The organism is Streptomyces sp. NPDC005805, from assembly GCF_040630445.1.
Taxonomy (GTDB): domain Bacteria; phylum Actinomycetota; class Actinomycetes; order Streptomycetales; family Streptomycetaceae; genus Streptomyces.
The window spans coordinates 34,801-52,175 of the sequence record NZ_JBEXXN010000003.1; the positions used below are offsets into that span (position 1 = coordinate 34,801).

Genomic DNA, 17,375 nt, shown 5'->3' on the forward strand with positions numbered 1-17,375 from the left:
CTCGTCCCGGCGAACCGGCGCGGGCGGGGCCATGCTGGAGGCATGGCGCAGCGAACGAACCGTTCCGGCGGGTCCCGTGGAGAGACGAAGCGTTCCGGCGGGTCCCGTGGAGATACGGGCGAACTGGCCCGCGCGCTCAGTCGCGCGGTCCGCGGCGAGGTCGACTTCACCGCCGCCGCCCGCGCGTTGACGACCATGGACGCCTCCAACTACCGGCGCGTCCCCGTCGGCACGGTCGCCCCGCGCGACGCGGACGACGTGGCCGCGGCGCTGGCGGTGTGCCGGGAGGCGGGCGTCCCCGTCGTGGCGCGCGGCGCGGGCACCTCCATCGCCGGGCAGGCCACCGGGACCGGGGTGGTGTTCGACTTCACACGCCATATGCGCGGCATCCTGAGCCTGGACCCGGCGGCGCGTACGGCACTCGTCCAGCCGGGCGTCGTCCTGGACCGGCTGCGGGACGCGGCCGCCCCGCACGGGCTCACCTTCGGGCCGGACCCGTCCACGCACAGCCGCTGCACCCTCGGCGGCATGATCGGCAACAACGCCTGCGGCTCGCACTCGGTCGCCTGGGGCACCACCGCCGACAACGTCCGTGCGCTGGACGTCGTCACCTACGGCGGCGACCGGCTGCGCCTCGGCCCCGGCTGGGCGGGCGCCCCGGCCGGGCTGCGCGAGCTGGTCGGCGCGCACCTGGCCGCGCTGCGCACCGCGTACCCGCCCGGTCTGCCCCGCCGGATCTCCGGCTACGCGCTGGACGCCCTGCTGCCCGAGAACGGCGCGGACACCGCCCGCGCCCACTGCGGCAGCGAGGGCACCCTCGCCGTGCTGACCGCCGCGACCGTCCGCCTGGTCCCGGCGCCCGCCCACCGCGCGCTGGCCGTCCTCGGCTACCCGGACGAGAGCGCGGCGGCCGACGCGGCCCCCGGGCTGCTGCCGCTCGGCCCGCTGACGGTGGAGGGCATGGCGGAGGACCTGGTCCGCGACCCGGCCGCCCGGGCGGGCCTGCCGCGCGGTGGGGCCTGGCTGTTCGCCGAGGCCGGGGGCGCGAGCCCGGCCGAGGCGGAGGCGGCGGCCGGGGCCCTGGCCGCCGCCTCGGACGCCCTGGACGCGGCCGTGGTGTCCGACCCGGCCGGGCAGCGCGCCCTGTGGCGTATCCGGGAGGACGCGGCCGGGACGGCGACCCGGATGCTCGACGGGGCGGAGGCGTGGCCCGGCTGGGAGGACTGCGCGGTGCCGCCCGCCCGGCTCGGCGCCTATCTGCGCGACTTCCGGGCCCTGCTCGCCCAGCACGGGCTGCGCGGCACGCCGTACGGGCACTTCGGCGACGGCTGCATCCACGTCCGGATCGACTTCGACCTGATCGGGGTCGCGGGGGTCCGCCGCTTCCGGGCCTTCTCCGAGGACCTGGCCGGTCTGGTCGTCGCGCACGGCGGCTCCCTCTCCGGCGAGCACGGCGACGGGCTGGCCCGCGCGGAGCTGCTGCCCCGGATGTACGGGGACGAACTGGTGGGGCTCTTCGGGCGGTTCAAGGACCTGTGGGACCCGGCGGGCGGCCTCAACCCGGGCGTCCTCGCCCGCCCGGCCCCGCTCGACCGCGATCTGCGCTTCGAGGTGCTGCCGTCCGGGCCCGTCCCGACCGCCTTCGGCTACCCGCACGACGCGGGCGAGTTCCCGCGCGCGGTCCGGCGGTGCGTGGGCGTCGCCAAGTGCCGTGTCGAGGGCCCGAGTTCCGGTCCGGGGGTGATGTGCCCCTCGTTCCGGGCGACGGGCGAGGAACGGCACTCCACGCGCGGCCGGGCCCGGCTGCTGCACGAGATGCTCGCGGGCGAGATCGTCACCGGCGGCTGGCGCTCCGAGGAGGTCCGGGACGCGCTCGACCTGTGCCTGTCCTGCAAGGGCTGCCGCAGCGACTGCCCGGTGGGCGTCGACATGGCCGCGTACAAGGCGGAGTTCCTGCACCACCACTGGGCGGGCCGGCGCCGGCCGGCGTCCCACTACACGATGGGCCGCCTGCCGCAGTGGCTGCGCCTCGCCACGCCCCTCGCGCCGCTGCTCAACCCGCTGGCGGGGGTGCGCCCGCTCGCCGCCCTCGCCAAGCGCCTGGCGGGCGTCGCCCCGGAGCGCGCCCTTCCGCGCCTGGCGCGGCGGACGTTCACCTCCCTCGCGCGGGAGCGGCTGCGCGGCCGGACCGAGGTGCTCGCCACCGGCCGGCTCACCGCCCTGTGGCCGGACACCTTCACCGACCGCCTCACGCCGTCCGTCGGCACGGCCGCGCTGCGCGTCCTGGCGGACGCGGGCATCGGCGTCGTCCTGCCGCAGGGCCGGGTCTGCTGCGGGCTCACCTATGTCTCGACCGGCCAGCTCGACCGGGCCCGGGCGGTGATGCGCCGCACCCTGGACACCGTCGAGCCCCTCCTCGACCTGGGCGTCCCCGTCACCGTCCTGGAACCGAGCTGCGCCGCGACCCTCCGTACGGACCTGCCGGAACTCCTGGGCGACGACCCGCGCGCGGCGCTCCTCGCGGACCGGGTGCGGACCTTCGCGGCGACGCTGGAGCAGTGCGCCCCGGACTGGCGGCCCCCGCGGGTGGACCGCCCGGCCGCCGGCCAGACCCACTGCCACCAGCACGCGGTCCTCGGCGACGCGGCCGAACGCCGCCTGCGCGAGCGCGCCGGCCTGACCGGCGAACTGAGCGGCGGCTGCTGCGGCCTCGCGGGCAACTTCGGCTTCGAACGGGGCCACTGGGAGGTCTCCGTCGCCTGCGCCGAGGACCAACTCCTCCCGGCGGTCCGCTCCGCACCCCCGAACACGGCCCTCCTGGCGGACGGCTTCTCCTGCCGGACCCAGCTGGCGGAACTGGGGGGCTTTCGGGCGCGGCATCTGGCGGAGGTGCTGGCGGACGCGCTGGGGGAGGGGGTGGATCAGCGGGAGACGGGAGGGGGTGGGGTGAACGTGACACCGGGCGGCAGCGTGTAACCCAGCCCGGCGAGCCGGGCGGCGACCTCGGCGGGCAGGCGTTTGGACCTGGCCGCCACCCGCACGATGTGCGCCAGCGGCACGGGCTTGTCGGACCTGAGCCAGCTTCGTGTCCGGCCGTGGCCCGGCATCGCCACGAGCGCGGCGTCGCCGGGGTCGAGTGCCGCCGGCAGCGCCGTCCCCTCCGGCAGATGGAATCCGAAGATCCTCAGCCGGCCCTCGATCTCGGCAGGTGGCCGTTCCGTGATCGCGGCGGCGGCGAGGACGTGTGACAGGAGCAGGGGGTGCCGCGCGTCGAGCCATGGTGCCTGGCGATCGAGGTCCCTGCTGAGGATGAGGACATCGTCCGGTTCCGGGGCCGGTGGAGCCTCAAGGCCGTCCGGCACGTGCAGCCCCAGCTCCCGCCATCTGCGGATCACTTCGGCCGGGGTCCGGTTGACGCGCAGAGCGGTCACCGCGCTCTGCGTGGCTGTCACCTGGTCCCGGGTGATCCAGGGGTCCTTGCCGTTGCTGTTGTGGCTGAGGAGTACCAGGTCTTCCACCGAGGGAACGAGATCGGAGTCGGCCCTCGTCGACTCGGCGGGATGCCCGAGTGCGGACAGTTGCTCGACCAGCTCCGAAGGGCGGCGGCGGAAACGCTCCGCCGCCGCGAGGACGTGACCCCGGGGAACAGGGTCCTGGACGGGGAGCCAGGGTGCCAGGCCGTCCAGGTCGCGACTGAGCAGGCGGAGGTCGTCGTGGTTCAGGCGGTCGACGTCGGCAGTGACTTCCGGGAAGCGAACGCCCAGAGACCGGAGGCGGTCAGCCAGCTCACTCGGCAGCAGCCCCCGGCTGAGCGCGACATCGATGAGGTACCCCCAGCCCAGGACGCCTTCGTCGTTGACGTTCATCAGAAGGTGGGCGTCGCCTGTGCTCAGATGCTCGGGAACGATCAGCCAGTCCGGAAGCCGGAAGCCCAGGGCCGAGAAGCGGCGAACCACCTCCTGCGGTGACACCGCCAGATTGTCGGCCACCTCGGCCAGATGGGGCGCGGTGACGGGTGCGCCCGGTGTACTCGGACGGAAGATGTCGCGGACGACGAGGGCGAGGTCCTCATCGGTGGGCTCGTCCGGAACACTCATATGAGTGCTGAGCCGACGCCCCAGCCGCTCAAGCCGACGTACGGCCCGGTGCGTGGGCATTCCATGGTCCAGTGCCACTGATATCGCGCTGCGCATCGTCGACAGCTCATCGAGGGGCTGCCAGAGGTGTGCGAGGAACAGAGGCGGTTCCGAGGCGAATGAACAGAGCAGGGTGCTGTCCAGGGGGTGCGCGGACATCACTGTCCCGGGATCGGAGATGCCCACACCGGGAAAGGCGCCGCCCTTGGCCCAGGCCCTGACACGCCACTCCGCCACATCGCTGGGGGCTGACTCACTGGGGACCGGCCACGAGTGAGTCCCTTCGGGCTCGAAGACCTTCTCGTCGGCGGGGAAGCAGCCGATCGATGCCACAGGCGCGGTGAACTGATCCATGCCCCAAGGCTGATGATCTGTCGCGATCATCGCCTCCAGGACCGTGTCGGCCAATTCCGGACTGCCTCGCATGGCGAGGGCTGTCAGCCACTGGGGCGACAGCACGGTTCCGCCCGCGGCGAGCAGCGCCGGAACCTGCCGCGTCAGCGCATCCCATACACAGCGCGGGTCGAGTTCGATGCACCGCTTGCGGTCCACCGTCAGCGCGGGCGCCCCCTCGCCCGTAAGGTTGACGATCCCGCCGAAGAGCGGCGCCCCGCACCAGAGGCCGTCGGCCAGGACGGCCCCCTCGGTGCCGCACCACCAGACCGCGCCGCTCTCCGTCTCCACCACCTCGGCGTCGGGGCTCCGTGTCGCGGACGGGTCCCCGTGCGCGTCCTTCGTGCCCAGCGGGGCCACCTCGGACAGGCGGCCCGGCTCCCACCGCAGCGGGGCGGTGTCCGGGCCCCGGGTGTCGTCCCGGGCGGTCACCGTGCACTCGGAGACCCACAGCAGCCGGCGCAGCAGGTCCTTGGCGGACAACTCGCCGTGGGACTCGCGCAGATAGAGGCGAACGGTCGTCCCCGCCGCGTGGCCGCGTCCCAGGCTCCGGATGCGGAACAGCGCGCCAGGACCCGCGATGTCCACCCGCAGCCGCTGGCCCGGGTGCCCCTCCTGGTCGAGGCGGCAGGTGGTCACCTGGATGTCGTCGGCGATCATGAAGTAGCTCAGTACCCCGATGCCGAAACGGCTGTTGGGGTGCAGTTCGATGCCCGCGGCGCGCCAGCGGGCGTGCTCCTCGCCGTACTCCGGCAGGTCCGCGAAACGCTTGCCCGCGTGGGAGAACACCTCGCGCAGTTCGCGTTCGCCCATGCCGATGCCGTTGTCCGTGCACTCGATGTACGGGCGCCCGTTCTCGTGGCCCTGGACGAAGTCGACGGTGCCGGACCAGTCCGTGCGGTGCCCGGTCGTGCGGGCCAGGTAGGCGGCACGGGCGCTGCGGTAGCGGCAGGCGTCGAGCGCGTTCTGGTACAACTCCCGGACGGCAAGGGCGGGATCGCCGTACAGCTCCTCGCCCATCAGCAGTTCCTGGATGCGGTCGTCCGCCAGCCGGAAGCGCAGGTCGGTGGACTCGTAGGCCCGCTTTCCCTCCGGGGTCAGCGCGGCGGTCACCTGGTCGGCGGTGGCGTGGGCCGGCAGGTCCTCCAGCGGGGCGAGCTGGGGCTCGCTGCCGGCGAGCACGTCGAGGGCGCTCAGCACGCCGTCCAGGGCCGCCGCGTGCTGTTGCAGGGCCAGGCCCACCGCCGGGTGCCCGCAGACGGCGTGGAGGACACGGGTGCGGCCGCGCGGGTCCCAGCGCGCCTTCTCCAGGGTCTCGTGCAGACCGGCGAGATCCACCTCGTAGCTGATGCCGACATGGTCCACCACCACCTCGCCGAGCAGGCGGGGGTCGACGGCCAGCCGGTGGGCGACCGTCAGCAGGGCGACGATCAACTGCTCCCGTACCCGCTGCTCGTGCCCCGACGTACCCGCCACCTGGCGTTCCGGCCGGTCGGCCGCCAGGTCGGGGGACGAGTGCAGAGGGCGGAGCAGGGAGAGGAGCAGATCGGGGTGGAGGACCTCGGTCACGAGTCGCTTGTCGGCCGGGGTGTCGCAGGCGGTCAGGGGCGCGAGCACCGGGACCAGTTCGGACAGCGTCTCGTCGTTGCCTGCGATCGGCCTGCGGAGCAGCCAGCGGTGGAAGAGCCACCAGGCGATGTCCGTCGCCCCGGGGACACCGGTCGCGGTGGAGCGTGCCGCGCGGCGGACCAGGCGGGCGTGGCCGTCGACATGGTGTTCGTAGCTGGTGCGGGCGGCGGACGGGTCCGGCATCCGGTCCAGACGCATCGGCCGGACGTCCAGGGACCGTACGGCCGTGCGTTTCCAGTAGGCGGTGTACAGCAGCGGGACGACGACCAGAAGGGCCGCCTCCGCGGGGGAGAGCTGGAGCTTCTTGGGGTTCAGCACCTTGGAGAGCAGCCAGCCCATGCGCTCGGTCACCCGCTCGGCGAAGCCCGGCGCGGACCAGGGGTCGTCCTTGAGGTGGGTGCTGTCCACCACCGTCCGGGCGTGGAGGTGCTCGGCCAGCCGGGCGGTGGCCTCCTGGAGGACGTCCGCGCCGGCACCGCTCGCGACCTGCTGCCAGGCGGGGTGCTCCCGGACGAGGCCGGCCCAGGGTGATTCACCCGGGGCGAGGGGGACACCGCGCTCGGGGCGGGGGAAGAGGGCGAAGGCGTCGATGTCCGACTCGGAGCGGACCCTGATCTGCTGGCGCCGGGACTCGTGCTCGGAGGTGAGCTGGTCCAGGGTCGTCTGCAGACGCTCCTGGAGTTCGCCGAGTGTGCCGGGGCCGGCGTCGTCCGCGATCAGTGTGCTCAGGGCGCGGGAGAAGAAGCTGAAGGTGCTCTGCCCCGCGGTGGTGTACCGGGCGAACTCCCCCTTGGAGCAGGCGTAGACATGGCAGTAGTGCCGTTCCCCGACCCGGCGTACCCGGACGTCCGACCAGCGCAGGACGTTGCCGACGCCCTTCTCCCGCAGGTCGATGCCCTCCCGGCAGGCGTCCACGAACACCACGATGTCGCCCGCCGCGCTGCGTTCCGCGTACTGCCCGAAGTCGATCGGAACGCACTTGCCGGGGAAGTCGTGCACCCGGGTGAGCGCCCCGCGCGGCACCAGGTAGTCGGTGTCGTTGTGGTGGATGCCGTGGCCGCTGAGGAACAGCAGCAGCGTCTCGCCGGGCGCCGCCTCCTGGAAGAAGATCTCGACGGCGGACTCGATGTCGTCGCCGCCGGTCTGATCGGCCTCCAGGCGTTGGACCTCGTAGCCGACGCCCGTGAGCGCCGCGTCGAGTTCCGCCATGTCGTCCACGATGAACGGCAGGTCCGTGATCATGTCGTCCTTGTACGACGGCACCCCGATCAGGAGCGCCTTGTACGACGCCTCGCCCATGGTCGCCCGGCCCCGGCTCAGTGGCCGAAGGTGAGCGTGATCGCGCCCTTCGCGCCCACCTGGGCCGAGGTGCCGACGAGGGCGATCCCGCCGCTCGCGGTGACCTCGAAGGAGATCTGCGCCTCGCGCAGCGCCATGCCGCCCTCGGGGACGGTGATCGTCCCGATCACCTGCTGGAGGCCGTCGACCGCGCGCTGGAGGTTCTCGCGCAGTACCGCGACCGGGACGTTGCGCACGGAGGCGGCGCCGGAGCCCTCGCCGTCGTTGCTCCCTCGCCGCCCGAAGATGCCCTTGTCCCCGGCGAGCCCGTCCGCCTCCGCCTCGTCCGGCTCCTCGATTGACACGAGGAAAGGCAGCGTCTCCAGCCCCGCGCCGCCCCCGGCACCCGCCCCTTCGGCTCCGCTTCCGGTCGGCCGGCTGTTCTCGAACATGGTTCCCCCCGAGGGCAGTTGTGTGACGGAGCGTCATAGTAGGGGGCAACCGGGGCAGCGGGGGCGGGAGTCGGCCGAACCGCTGCGCGGCGGGCATGCGTCAGCCCCCGGCCACCTCGCGGATCAGGGTGATCAGGGCCGGGATCGCCGGGTGGGGGGCCGTGGGGCGCCAGGCGAGGTGGACGGGGGTTGCGGGGGCGTCGGTGAGGGGGCGGTAGACGACGCCCGGGTTGGGGTGCATCGCGGCGGTGGCGGCCGCCGAGACGCCGACCGCGTTGCCCGTCGCGATGGCCGTCAGCCAGTCGTCGGTGTTGCGGACGGTCAGGGTGCGGGTCGGGCGTGAGGCGGCGGGCCAGAGGTCGAGGGTGGTCAGGCCGGAGACGGTATTGAGGACGACCGGCTCCGCGCTCAGGTCCGCGAGGGAGAGCGCGGCGCGTTCCGCGAGGGGTCCGTCCGCCGTCACCGCCGCGACCCGTGCCTCCGTGAACAGCGGCGCGGTCGCCAGGCCCGGGGTGTCCACGGCGCCCCGCAGTACCGCCGCGTCCACCCGGCCCTGGGTGAGCCCGGCCGTGCGGTCGTCGATGCGCAGCAGCTCGATCGGGGTGTCCGGGTGCTCCTGCGCCCAGCGGCGCAGCAGCGGCGTGGTGTACGTGCCGAGGGCCGACCAGGCGTGCCCGAGCCGCAGCGGGGGACGCAGCAGGCGGCCCGCGTCGAGGGCCTCGTCGAACGCGGTCAGGGCCGCCGCGGCCTTCTCGCGGAAGGCGTGACCCTCCCGGGTGAGCGCCAGATGGTGGGTGGAGCGGTCCACCAGCCGGGTGCCGAGGTGGCGCTCCAGAGCGGCCAGGGACCGGGACACGCTCGGCTGGCTGAGGTTCAGCCTGGCCGCGGCCCCCGTGACGCTCGACTCCTCGGCGATGGCCAGGAAGCAGCGGAGGTGGCGCAGCTCGATGCTCATACGTCCGGAGCATAAGCGCAGCGAGACGGGCATTTCACGAGCGGCGCCCGGGTCCGTAGCGTGGGAGGGGCGCGTGGCGCGCGCCGGGCGCGCACGGCGCGGGGCGATCGGAGGCAGGGGCAGTGGTGGAGGAGTCGCAGGGCACGGGCGGCAGGACGGCGGCGCCGCGCCGGGACGCGGCCGTGCCGGAGGCCGCGGCGGCCGCCGTCGCGCTGCCCGAGGCCGCCGGTCCGGCGACCGGCGCGGCCACCGGCTCCGCCCCGGCGCGCCGGGGCGGCGTCCTGCTCGGTCCCGTCGCCCTCGTCGTCACCGGCGCCCTCTCCGTGCAGTTCGGCGCGGCCATCGCCGTCTCCGTGATGCCCCGGACCGGCGCCCTCGGTGTCGTCACCCTGCGGCTGGTGCTCGCCGCGCTGGTGCTCCTCGTCGTCTGCCGGCCCCGGCTGCGCGGGCACTCGCGCGCCGACTGGGGGACGGTCCTCGCCTTCGGCGCGGCGATGGGCGGCATGAACATCCTCTTCTACCAGGCCGTCGACCGGATCCCGCTGGGCCCGGCCGTCACCCTGGAGGTCCTCGGCCCGCTGGCCCTCTCCGTGATCGTCTCCCGCCGGCTGGTGAACCTCGTCTGGGCCGGGCTCGCGCTGGGCGGTGTGTTCCTGCTGAGCGGCGGCGGCTTCGACCGGCTCGATCCCGTGGGCGCGCTCTACGCCCTCGCGGCGGGCGGTATGTGGGCCGCATATATAGTCTTCAGCGCCCGCACCGGGCGCCGCTTCCCTCAGGCGGACGGGCTCGCGCTCGCGATGGTGGTCGCCGCGCTGATCAGCCTGCCGCTGGGCGTCTGGGAGTCCGGCACCAGGCTCCTGGAGCCCGCCACGATCGGGCTCGGCCTGGCGGTGGCCCTGATGTCGTCCGTCCTCCCGTACACCCTGGAACTGCTGGCCCTGCGCCGGCTGCCGTCGGCCACCTTCGCGGTCCTGATGAGCCTGGAGCCGGCGGTCGCGGCGGCGGCGGGCTTCCTCGTCCTCCAGCAGGCGCTCTCGGTGGCGGACGCGGCGGCCATCGCCCTCGTCGTCGCGGCGAGCATGGGCGCGGTCCGCACCCAGACCGCCCGCCGTGCGGGGCGGGACCGACCCCGGGCCACCCGCCGCCGGGCCGGGACGACCACGGACTGACGGCCGCCGTCGCCCGTTCCGGGCGGAATACATTCTTCCTTCACATCAAGGTCACAGTTCGGACACCTCTGTCTCACTCAGGGGCTCAACTCCCTTACGCAGGGCTACGTTCGACGCCCAGCGCCAGCGCGCTCGTCACAAGGGGGCCTCATGAGCCACGTTCCGCCGCAACCGCCCGCCGGGCCGCCCCACCCTCCGGTTGGGCCGCCGCCGGCGGCCGGGCAGCCGAAGTGGACCCGGAAGCGAATCCTGATACCCGCCGTCGCGCTGCTGTTCTTCGTCGGCGTGGGCATCGGCTCGGCCGGCGGCGAGGAGTCCGTCGCCACAGCGTCGGACAGCGCGCGTCCCGCCCCCACCGTCACGGTCACCGCCACCGCGACCGCCGAAGCCGAGGCGGAGCCCGCCCCCGCGGTCACCAAGACCGTGACCGCCGCGCCGTCCAAGGCGAAGAAGGCGGCGGAGAAGCCGACCGAGGAGGAGTCCGCCCCCGAAGGCAAGGCCGTGTTCAAGGTCTGGGGGTCGGCGCCCGCCGGCGTCGACATCACCTACGGCAACGACGGCACCAACCTTCAGGGCACCCGCCTGCCCATGGAGAAGACGCTGACCGTCAAGGACGACGCGCTCTACTACCAGGTCACCGCCCAACTGCAGGGCGGCGGCGACATCCACTGCTCGATCACGATCGACGGCAAGACGAAGACGGGTCAGGCGCAGGGCGGCTACAACATCTGCTCCGCGCAGCTCAACAGCGACTTCACCGGCGGCTTCAGCTGACAGTCCGCGACAGCCCCCGCGGCCGGCTCCGCCGGTCCGGCCGCGGGGGCTGTCGCACTTCGGCTCCAAAAATCAAGCAAGCATGCTTGCTTGATTTGCGCCGCGCTGCCATGCTCCTGGGCACACCGACGTGAGAGCCGCCGTGCCCCCGAGGGAGCGCATCGTGTCCGAACCGGCCGCCGTACTCGACGACCTGCGCAACGAGAGCGACGAACTCGACAGACTGGTCGCGCCGTTGCCGCCCGGGCGGTGGGCGCTCGCGACGCCCGCCGCGGGGTGGACCGTCGCCCACCAGATCGCGCATCTCGCGTGGACCGACCGGGCCGCGCACCTCGCCGTCACCGATTCCGCCGCCTTCGCCGACGACGTGGCGAAGGCCCTCGCCGCGCCCGACACCTTCGTGGACGAGGGGGCCGCCGAGGGTGCCGCCCTGCCGCCCGCCGAACTCCTCGCCCGCTGGCGTCTCGGCCGTGAACGCCTCCTCCAGGCTCTGCGCCAGGCCCCGCCCGGTGCGCGGTTCCCCTGGTACGGGCCGCCGATGAGCGCCGCCTCGATGGCCACCGCGCGGCTCATGGAGACCTGGGCGCACGGCCAGGACGTCGCCGACGCCCTCGGCGTCACCCGCACCCCCACCGCCCGGCTCGCCCAGATCGCCCGGATCGGGGTGCGCACCCGGGACTTCGCGTACGGCGTGCACGGGCTGACCCCGCCGGCCGAGCCGTTCCGGGTCGAACTCACCGGCCCGGCGGGCGAGTCGTGGGCGTACGGCCCCGAGGACGCGGCCCAGCGCGTCACCGGCCCGGCCCTCGACTTCGCCCTCCTCGTCACCCAGCGCGCCCACCGAGACGACCTGGCGCTGCGCGCGGAGGGCCCGGACGCGGACCGCTGGCTGGGCATCGCCCAGGCGTTCGCCGGCCTGCCGGGCAAGGGGCGCGAGCCGGGAGACCGCCCACCGGGCGGCCCCGCCGGGGAGGAACGCCGATGAACGCACACGCCCCCAGCCCCCGCCCCCTCCGCGTCGGCAACGCCTCCGGCTTCTACGGCGACCGGTTCGACGCCGTGCGCGAGATGCTCACCGGCGGCCCCCTCGACGTCCTCACCGGCGACTACCTCGCCGAGCTGACCATGCTCATCCTCGGCCGGGACCGGCTGAAGGACCCCCGCCTCGGCTACGCCAGAACCTTCCTGCGCCAGCTGGAGGACACCCTCGGACTCGCCCGCGAACGCGGCGTCCGGATCGTCACCAACGCGGGCGGCCTCAACCCCGCCGGGCTCGCCGCCGCGATCAGGGAGCTGGCCGAGCGGATCGGCGTGCCCACCGCCGTCGCGCATGTCGAGGGCGACGACCTCACCGAACGCCACCCCGGCGCCCTCACTGCCAACGCCTACCTCGGCAGCGCCGGGATCACCGCCTGTCTGGCGGCCGGCGCGGAGGTCGTCGTCACCGGCCGGGTCACCGACGCGGCCCTGGTCACCGGCCCCGCCGCCTGGTGGTTCGGCTGGGGCCCCGAGGCGTACGACGAACTGGCCGGCGCGGTCGTCGCCGGACACGTCCTCGAATGCGGCACCCAGGCCACCGGCGGCAACTACGCCTTCTTCGCCGAGTCCGGCCGGGACCTGCGCCGCCCCGGCTTCCCCGTCGCCGAGATCCGCCGCGACGGCTCCAGCGTGATCACCAAGCACCCGGGCACCGGCGGCTTCGTGGACGTCGGCACCGTCACCGCGCAGCTGCTGTACGAGACGGGCGGGGCCCGGTACGCGGGCCCGGACGTGACCGCTCGCCTGGACACGGTCACCCTGGCGGCGGACGGCCCGGACCGCGTCCTGGTCTCCGGGGTGCGCGGCGAGGCCCCGCCGCCCGCGCTCAAGGTCGGCCTCAACCGGCTCGGCGGCTGGCGCAACGAGGTCGTGTTCGTGCTGACTGGGCTCGACATCGAGGCCAAGGCCCGGCTGGTGCGCGAACAGCTCACCGAGGCCCTCGGCAAGCAGCCGCCCGCCGAGACCCGCTGGGAGCTGGCCCGCACCGAGCACGCCGACGCCGACACCGAGGAACGCGCCAGCGCCTATCTGCGGCTCGTGGTGCGCGACCCGGACCCGGAGAAGGTCGGCCGCGCGGTGAGCGGCGCCGCGATCGAGGCGGCCCTCGCCAGCTACCCCGGCTTCCATGTCACGGCCCCGCCCGGAAAGGGCGCGCCCTACGGGGTGTTCGAGGCCGAGTACACCGACGCGGCCGGGGTCCCGCACACCGCCGTCCTGCCGGACGGCACCCGGGTGCCCGTCCCGCCCGCCGCCCGGACCCGGGCGCTCGGCGAGGTGCCGGCGCCCGCGCTGCCCGAGCCGCTGCCGCCCGGCCTCCCGGTCCGGCGGACCGTGCTCGGCCGGGTCATGGGCGCGCGCAGCGGTGACAAGGGCGGGGACGCGAACATCGGCGTCTGGGCGCGGGGCGAGGACGCCTGGCGCTGGCTCGCGCACGAACTGACCGCGGAGCGGCTGCGGGAGCTGCTGCCGGAGACGGCGGGGCTGCCGGTCGTGCGGCATGTGCTGCCGAATCTGCGGGCGCTGAACTTCACGGTCACCGGGATTCTCGGCGAGGGGGTCGCCGCGCAGGCCCGGTTCGACCCGCAGGGGAAGGCGCTGGGGGAGTGGCTGCGGGCGCGCCGCGTGGACGTCCCGGAGGCGCTGCTGTGACGCCGTCCCGCGAACGCGTCCAGCCGGGTCCCGACCCCGGTTCCGGACCGGGCCGCTCGGCCGAACGCGCCCGGCCCGGCCCGGCAGACCCCGTTCCCGCCGGACCCGGACCGGGCGACTCCGACCCCGGACCGGGCTCCGACCCCGTTCCCGCCGGGCCCGACCCCGGCCGTCCACCGGCCGACCCCGCCCCCGCCCCGGCCAACCCCCACCCCGCACCGGAGGTGACCCCGTGACCGTCCTCGCGTCCGCCGTCGACCCGGCGAGCCCCGAACACGCCGCCCACCGGGCCGCGATGCTGGAGAAGCTGACCGCCCTGGACGCCGAGCACGCCAAGGCGCTGGCCGGGGGCGGCGAGAAGTACACCGCCCGGCACCACGGCCGGGGCAAGCTCCTCGCCCGGGAGCGGATCGAGCTGCTGATCGACCCCGACAGCCCCTTCCTGGAGCTGTCCCCGCTGGCCGGCTGGGGCAGCGACTACCCCGTGGGCGCGTCCCTGGTCACCGGGATCGGCACGGTCGAGGGCGTCGAGTGCCTGATCACCGCCAACGACCCGACCGTGCGCGGCGGCGCGTCCAACCCCTGGACCCTGAAGAAGGCGCTGCGCGCCAACGAGATCGCCTTCGCCAACCGCCTCCCGGTGATCTCCCTCGTGGAGTCCGGCGGCGCGGACCTGCCCTCCCAGAAGGAGATCTTCATCCCGGGCGGGGCCCTCTTCCGCGATCTCACCCGGCTCTCCGCCGCCGGAATCCCCACCGTCGCCGTGGTGTTCGGCAACTCCACGGCCGGCGGGGCGTACGTCCCCGGCATGTCCGACCACACCGTGATGATCGCGGAGCGCTCCAAGGTGTTCCTCGGCGGGCCGCCGCTGGTGAAGATGGCCACCGGCGAGGAGAGCGACGACGAGTCCCTGGGCGGCGCCGAGATGCACGCCCGCGTCTCCGGGCTCGCCGACCACTTCGCCGTCGACGAGCCGGACGCCCTGCGCCAGGCCCGCCGGATCGTCGCCCGGCTCAACCACCGCAAGGCGCACGCCGATCCGCCGCTCGCCGAGCCCCCGAAGTACCCGGCCGAGGAACTGCTCGGGATCGTCCCGGAGGACCTGAAGACGCCGTTCGACCCGCGCGAGGTGATCGCCCGGCTGGTGGACGGCTCGGACTTCGACGAGTTCAAGCCGCTGTACGGGACGAGCCTGGTCACCGGCTGGGCGCGGCTGCACGGCTACCCGGTGGGGGTGCTGGCGAACGCGCAGGGAGTGCTGTTCTCCGCCGAGTCGCAGAAGGCGGCCCAGTTCATCCAGCTCGCCAACCAGCGGGACATCCCCCTGCTCTTCCTGCACAACACCACCGGCTACATGGTCGGCAGGGAGTACGAGCAGGGCGGCATCATCAAGCACGGCGCCATGATGATCAACGCGGTCTCCAACTCGACCGTGCCGCATCTCTCCGTCCTGATGGGCGCCTCCTACGGCGCCGGGCACTACGGCATGTGCGGCCGGGCCTACGACCCGCGCTTCCTGTTCGCCTGGCCCAGCGCCAAGTCCGCCGTGATGGGCCCGCAGCAGCTCGCGGGCGTCCTGTCGATCGTCGCCCGCGCCTCGGCCGCCGCCAAGGGGCAGCCCTACGACGACGAGGCGGACGCCGGGCTGCGCGCCATGGTGGAGGCCCAGATCGAGTCCGAGTCCCTGCCCGCCTTCCTCTCCGGGCGGCTGTACGACGACGGGGTCATCGACCCCCGGGACACCCGGACCGTCCTCGGGCTCTGCCTGTCCGCGATCCACACCGCACCGGTCGAGGGCGCCCGCGGCGGCTTCGGCGTCTTCCGGATGTGAGGCCCCTCATGACCACCGCACCCAACTCCACGCCCAGCGCCACGCCGTCCACCACGCAGGCCCCCGCACCGTCCGTCGCGCCGATCTCCACCGTCCTGGTCGCCAACCGGGGCGAGATCGCCTGCCGGGTCTTCCGCACCTGCCGGGAGCTGGGCATCGCGACCGTCGCCGTGCACTCCGACCCGGACGCCGGCGCGCTGCACGTCCGGGAGGCGGACGCGGCGGTCCGGCTGCCCGGCGCCACCCCCGCCGAGACCTATCTGCGCGGCGACCTGATCGTGAAGGCGGCCCTCGCCGCCGGGGCCGACGCCGTCCACCCCGGGTATGGATTCCTCTCCGAGAACGCGGAGTTCGCCCGGGCCGTCGCGGACGCCGGGCTGGTGTGGATCGGGCCGCCGCCCGCCGCGATCGAGGCCATGGCGTCCAAGACCCGGGCCAAGGAACTGATGGGCGTCACCCCGCTCAGGGACCCGGCCGCCGTCACCGAGGCCGATCTGCCGGTCCTGGTGAAGGCCGCGGCGGGTGGCGGCGGGCGCGGGATGCGGGTGGTGCGCACCCTGGCCGAACTGCCCGGCGCGCTGGCCGCCGCGAGCGCCGAGGCGGCCGGCGCGTTCGGCGACGGGGAGGTGTTCACCGAGCCGTATGTGGAGGACGGCCGCCATGTGGAGGTGCAGATCCTCGCCGACGCGCACGGCACGGTGTGGGCGCTGGGCACCCGGGACTGCTCCCTCCAGCGCCGCCACCAGAAGGTGATCGAGGAGTGCCCCGCGCCCGGTCTGCCGTCCGAACTCGCCGCGCATCTGCACGAGTCGGCGGTCGCCGCCGCGCGCGCGGTGGAGTACCGGGGCGCGGGGACGGTCGAGTTCCTGGTCGGGCCGGACGGGCGGGCCCACTTCCTGGAGATGAACACCCGCCTCCAGGTCGAACACCCCGTCACCGAGGCCGTGTTCGGGGTGGACCTGGTCGCCCTCCAGTTCGCGGTCGCGGAGGGGGAGGCCCTGCCGCCCGAGCCGCCCGCCCCGCACGGCCACGCGGTGGAGGCCCGGCTCTACGCGGAGGACCCGGCGGCCGGATGGGCGCCCCAGACCGGTGTGCTGCACGCCTTCGACGTCCCGGGCGGGCCCTGGCGGGACCGCACGGCTTCCGGCATCCGGGTCGACGCGGGGTACGCGGCCGGGGACACCGTCGGAGTGCACTACGACGCGATGCTCGCCAAGGTTGTCGCGTACGCCCCCACCCGCGCGGCGGCCGTCCGGCTCCTCGCCCGCGCCCTGGAACGGGCCCGGCTGCACGGCCCGGCCACCAACCGGGACCTGCTGGTGCGCTCCCTGCGGCACCCGGACTTCGCCGGGGCCCGCCTCGGCACCGGCTTCTACCACCGGCATCTCGCCGCGCTGACCACCCCCGTGGCGGGTGAGGCGTACGCGGCTGTCGCCGCCGCCCTCGCCGGGGCCGCCGGCCGGACCGGCCGCTTCGGCGGCGCCTGGCGCAACCTCCCCTCCCAGCCGCAGACCGCGGTCTACGGCGAGCACGAGGTGCGCTACCGGCCCGCCCGCGACGGTGGTTTCACCGTCGAGGACGCCCCCGGCCTGCGCGTGCTGTCCGCCGCCCCGGGCCGGGTGGTCCTCGAAGTCGACGGCGTGGCCCGGGACTTCACGGTCCGCGCGTACGGCGGCGAGGACGGCCCGGTCCATGTCGAGAGCCCCCTCGGGCACCACACCCTGACCCGTCGCCCCCGTTTCACCGATCCCGCCGACCGGGCCGTCCCCGGCTCGCTGCTCGCGCCCATGCCCGGGACGGTGGTCCGCCTCGGCGAGGGCGTCGAGACGGGCGCGGCCGTCACCGAGGGCCAGCCGCTGATCTGGCTGGAGGCCATGAAGATGGAGCACCGGATCGTCTCCCCGGCCTCGGGCACCCTCACCGCCCTGCACGCCGCCCCCGGCCGCCAGGTCGAGGTCGGCGCCCTGCTCGCCGTCGTGCACGACTCCCACGAAGCACAGGAGGCACCCGCACCATGAGCCCCGCCACGAGCACCAGCACCCACGCCCCCGCCACTCCCGCCGGCCCCGC

At 74.7% G+C, this 17,375-nt stretch carries 9 protein-coding genes and 1 pseudogene; 7 read left to right on the forward strand and 3 right to left on the reverse strand.

Annotated elements, in window-relative coordinates; all coding sequences use genetic code 11:
* The first annotated feature begins 42 nt into the window (after positions 1–42).
* Entirely contained in the window at positions 43–2,976 is a 2,934-nt protein-coding gene (locus ABZ457_RS02815; RefSeq protein ID WP_359153161.1) for an FAD-binding and (Fe-S)-binding domain-containing protein, read from the forward strand.
* On the opposite strand, the gene ABZ457_RS02820 is transcribed toward ABZ457_RS02815, so the two are convergent.
* The 3 genes from ABZ457_RS02820 to ABZ457_RS02830 all read right to left on the reverse strand — a co-directional run bounded on the left by ABZ457_RS02820 (position 2,922) and on the right by ABZ457_RS02830 (position 8,843).
* Positions 2,922–7,457 carry a caspase family protein gene (locus tag ABZ457_RS02820; protein ID WP_359153163.1) on the reverse strand — a complete coding sequence of 1,512 codons (4,536 nt, stop codon included), beginning with the start codon at positions 7,455–7,457 and terminating at the stop codon, positions 2,922–2,924. The two genes, ABZ457_RS02815 and ABZ457_RS02820, sit on opposite strands and share 55 nt — an antisense overlap.
* Positions 7,458–7,474: 17 nt before the next feature.
* Positions 7,475–7,888, reverse strand: a complete 414-nt coding sequence (locus tag ABZ457_RS02825) for a hypothetical protein (protein ID WP_359153165.1) — start codon at positions 7,886–7,888, stop codon at positions 7,475–7,477.
* 100 nt (positions 7,889–7,988) lie between these two features.
* Positions 7,989–8,843, reverse strand: coding sequence for a LysR family transcriptional regulator (locus ABZ457_RS02830; RefSeq protein ID WP_359153167.1), 855 nt, complete (start codon positions 8,841–8,843; stop codon positions 7,989–7,991).
* Between the two features lie 182 nt (positions 8,844–9,025).
* On the opposite strand from ABZ457_RS02830, the gene ABZ457_RS02835 reads away from it, so the two are divergent.
* The 6 genes and pseudogenes from ABZ457_RS02835 to ABZ457_RS02860 all read left to right on the forward strand — a co-directional run bounded on the left by ABZ457_RS02835 (position 9,026) and on the right by ABZ457_RS02860 (position 17,323).
* Positions 9,026–10,012, forward strand: a complete 987-nt coding sequence (locus ABZ457_RS02835; protein WP_359153450.1) for an EamA family transporter — start codon at positions 9,026–9,028, stop codon at positions 10,010–10,012.
* A 150-nt stretch (positions 10,013–10,162) separates the two neighbouring features.
* Positions 10,163–10,786: a hypothetical protein gene (locus ABZ457_RS02840; RefSeq protein ID WP_359153169.1), complete on the forward strand. Its 624-nt coding sequence runs from the start codon at positions 10,163–10,165 to the stop codon at positions 10,784–10,786.
* 163 nt (positions 10,787–10,949) lie between these two features.
* On the forward strand, positions 10,950–11,771 hold the full coding sequence (locus tag ABZ457_RS02845; RefSeq protein ID WP_359153171.1) for a TIGR03084 family metal-binding protein: 822 nt from the start codon (positions 10,950–10,952) through the stop codon (positions 11,769–11,771).
* A complete protein-coding gene (locus ABZ457_RS02850) occupies positions 11,768–13,474 on the forward strand; it encodes an acyclic terpene utilization AtuA family protein (RefSeq protein ID WP_359153173.1) in 1,707 nt (568 codons plus the stop codon). Before ABZ457_RS02845 ends, ABZ457_RS02850 begins: the two co-directional genes overlap by 4 nt.
* A gap of 232 nt (positions 13,475–13,706) precedes the next feature.
* Positions 13,707–15,305: pseudogene (locus ABZ457_RS02855) on the forward strand (carboxyl transferase domain-containing protein); the annotation flags it as partial.
* Positions 15,306–15,313: 8 nt separating this feature from the next.
* Positions 15,314–17,323, forward strand: a complete 2,010-nt coding sequence (locus ABZ457_RS02860) for a biotin carboxylase N-terminal domain-containing protein (protein ID WP_359153175.1) — start codon at positions 15,314–15,316, stop codon at positions 17,321–17,323.
* Positions 17,324–17,375: the final 52 nt, after the last annotated feature.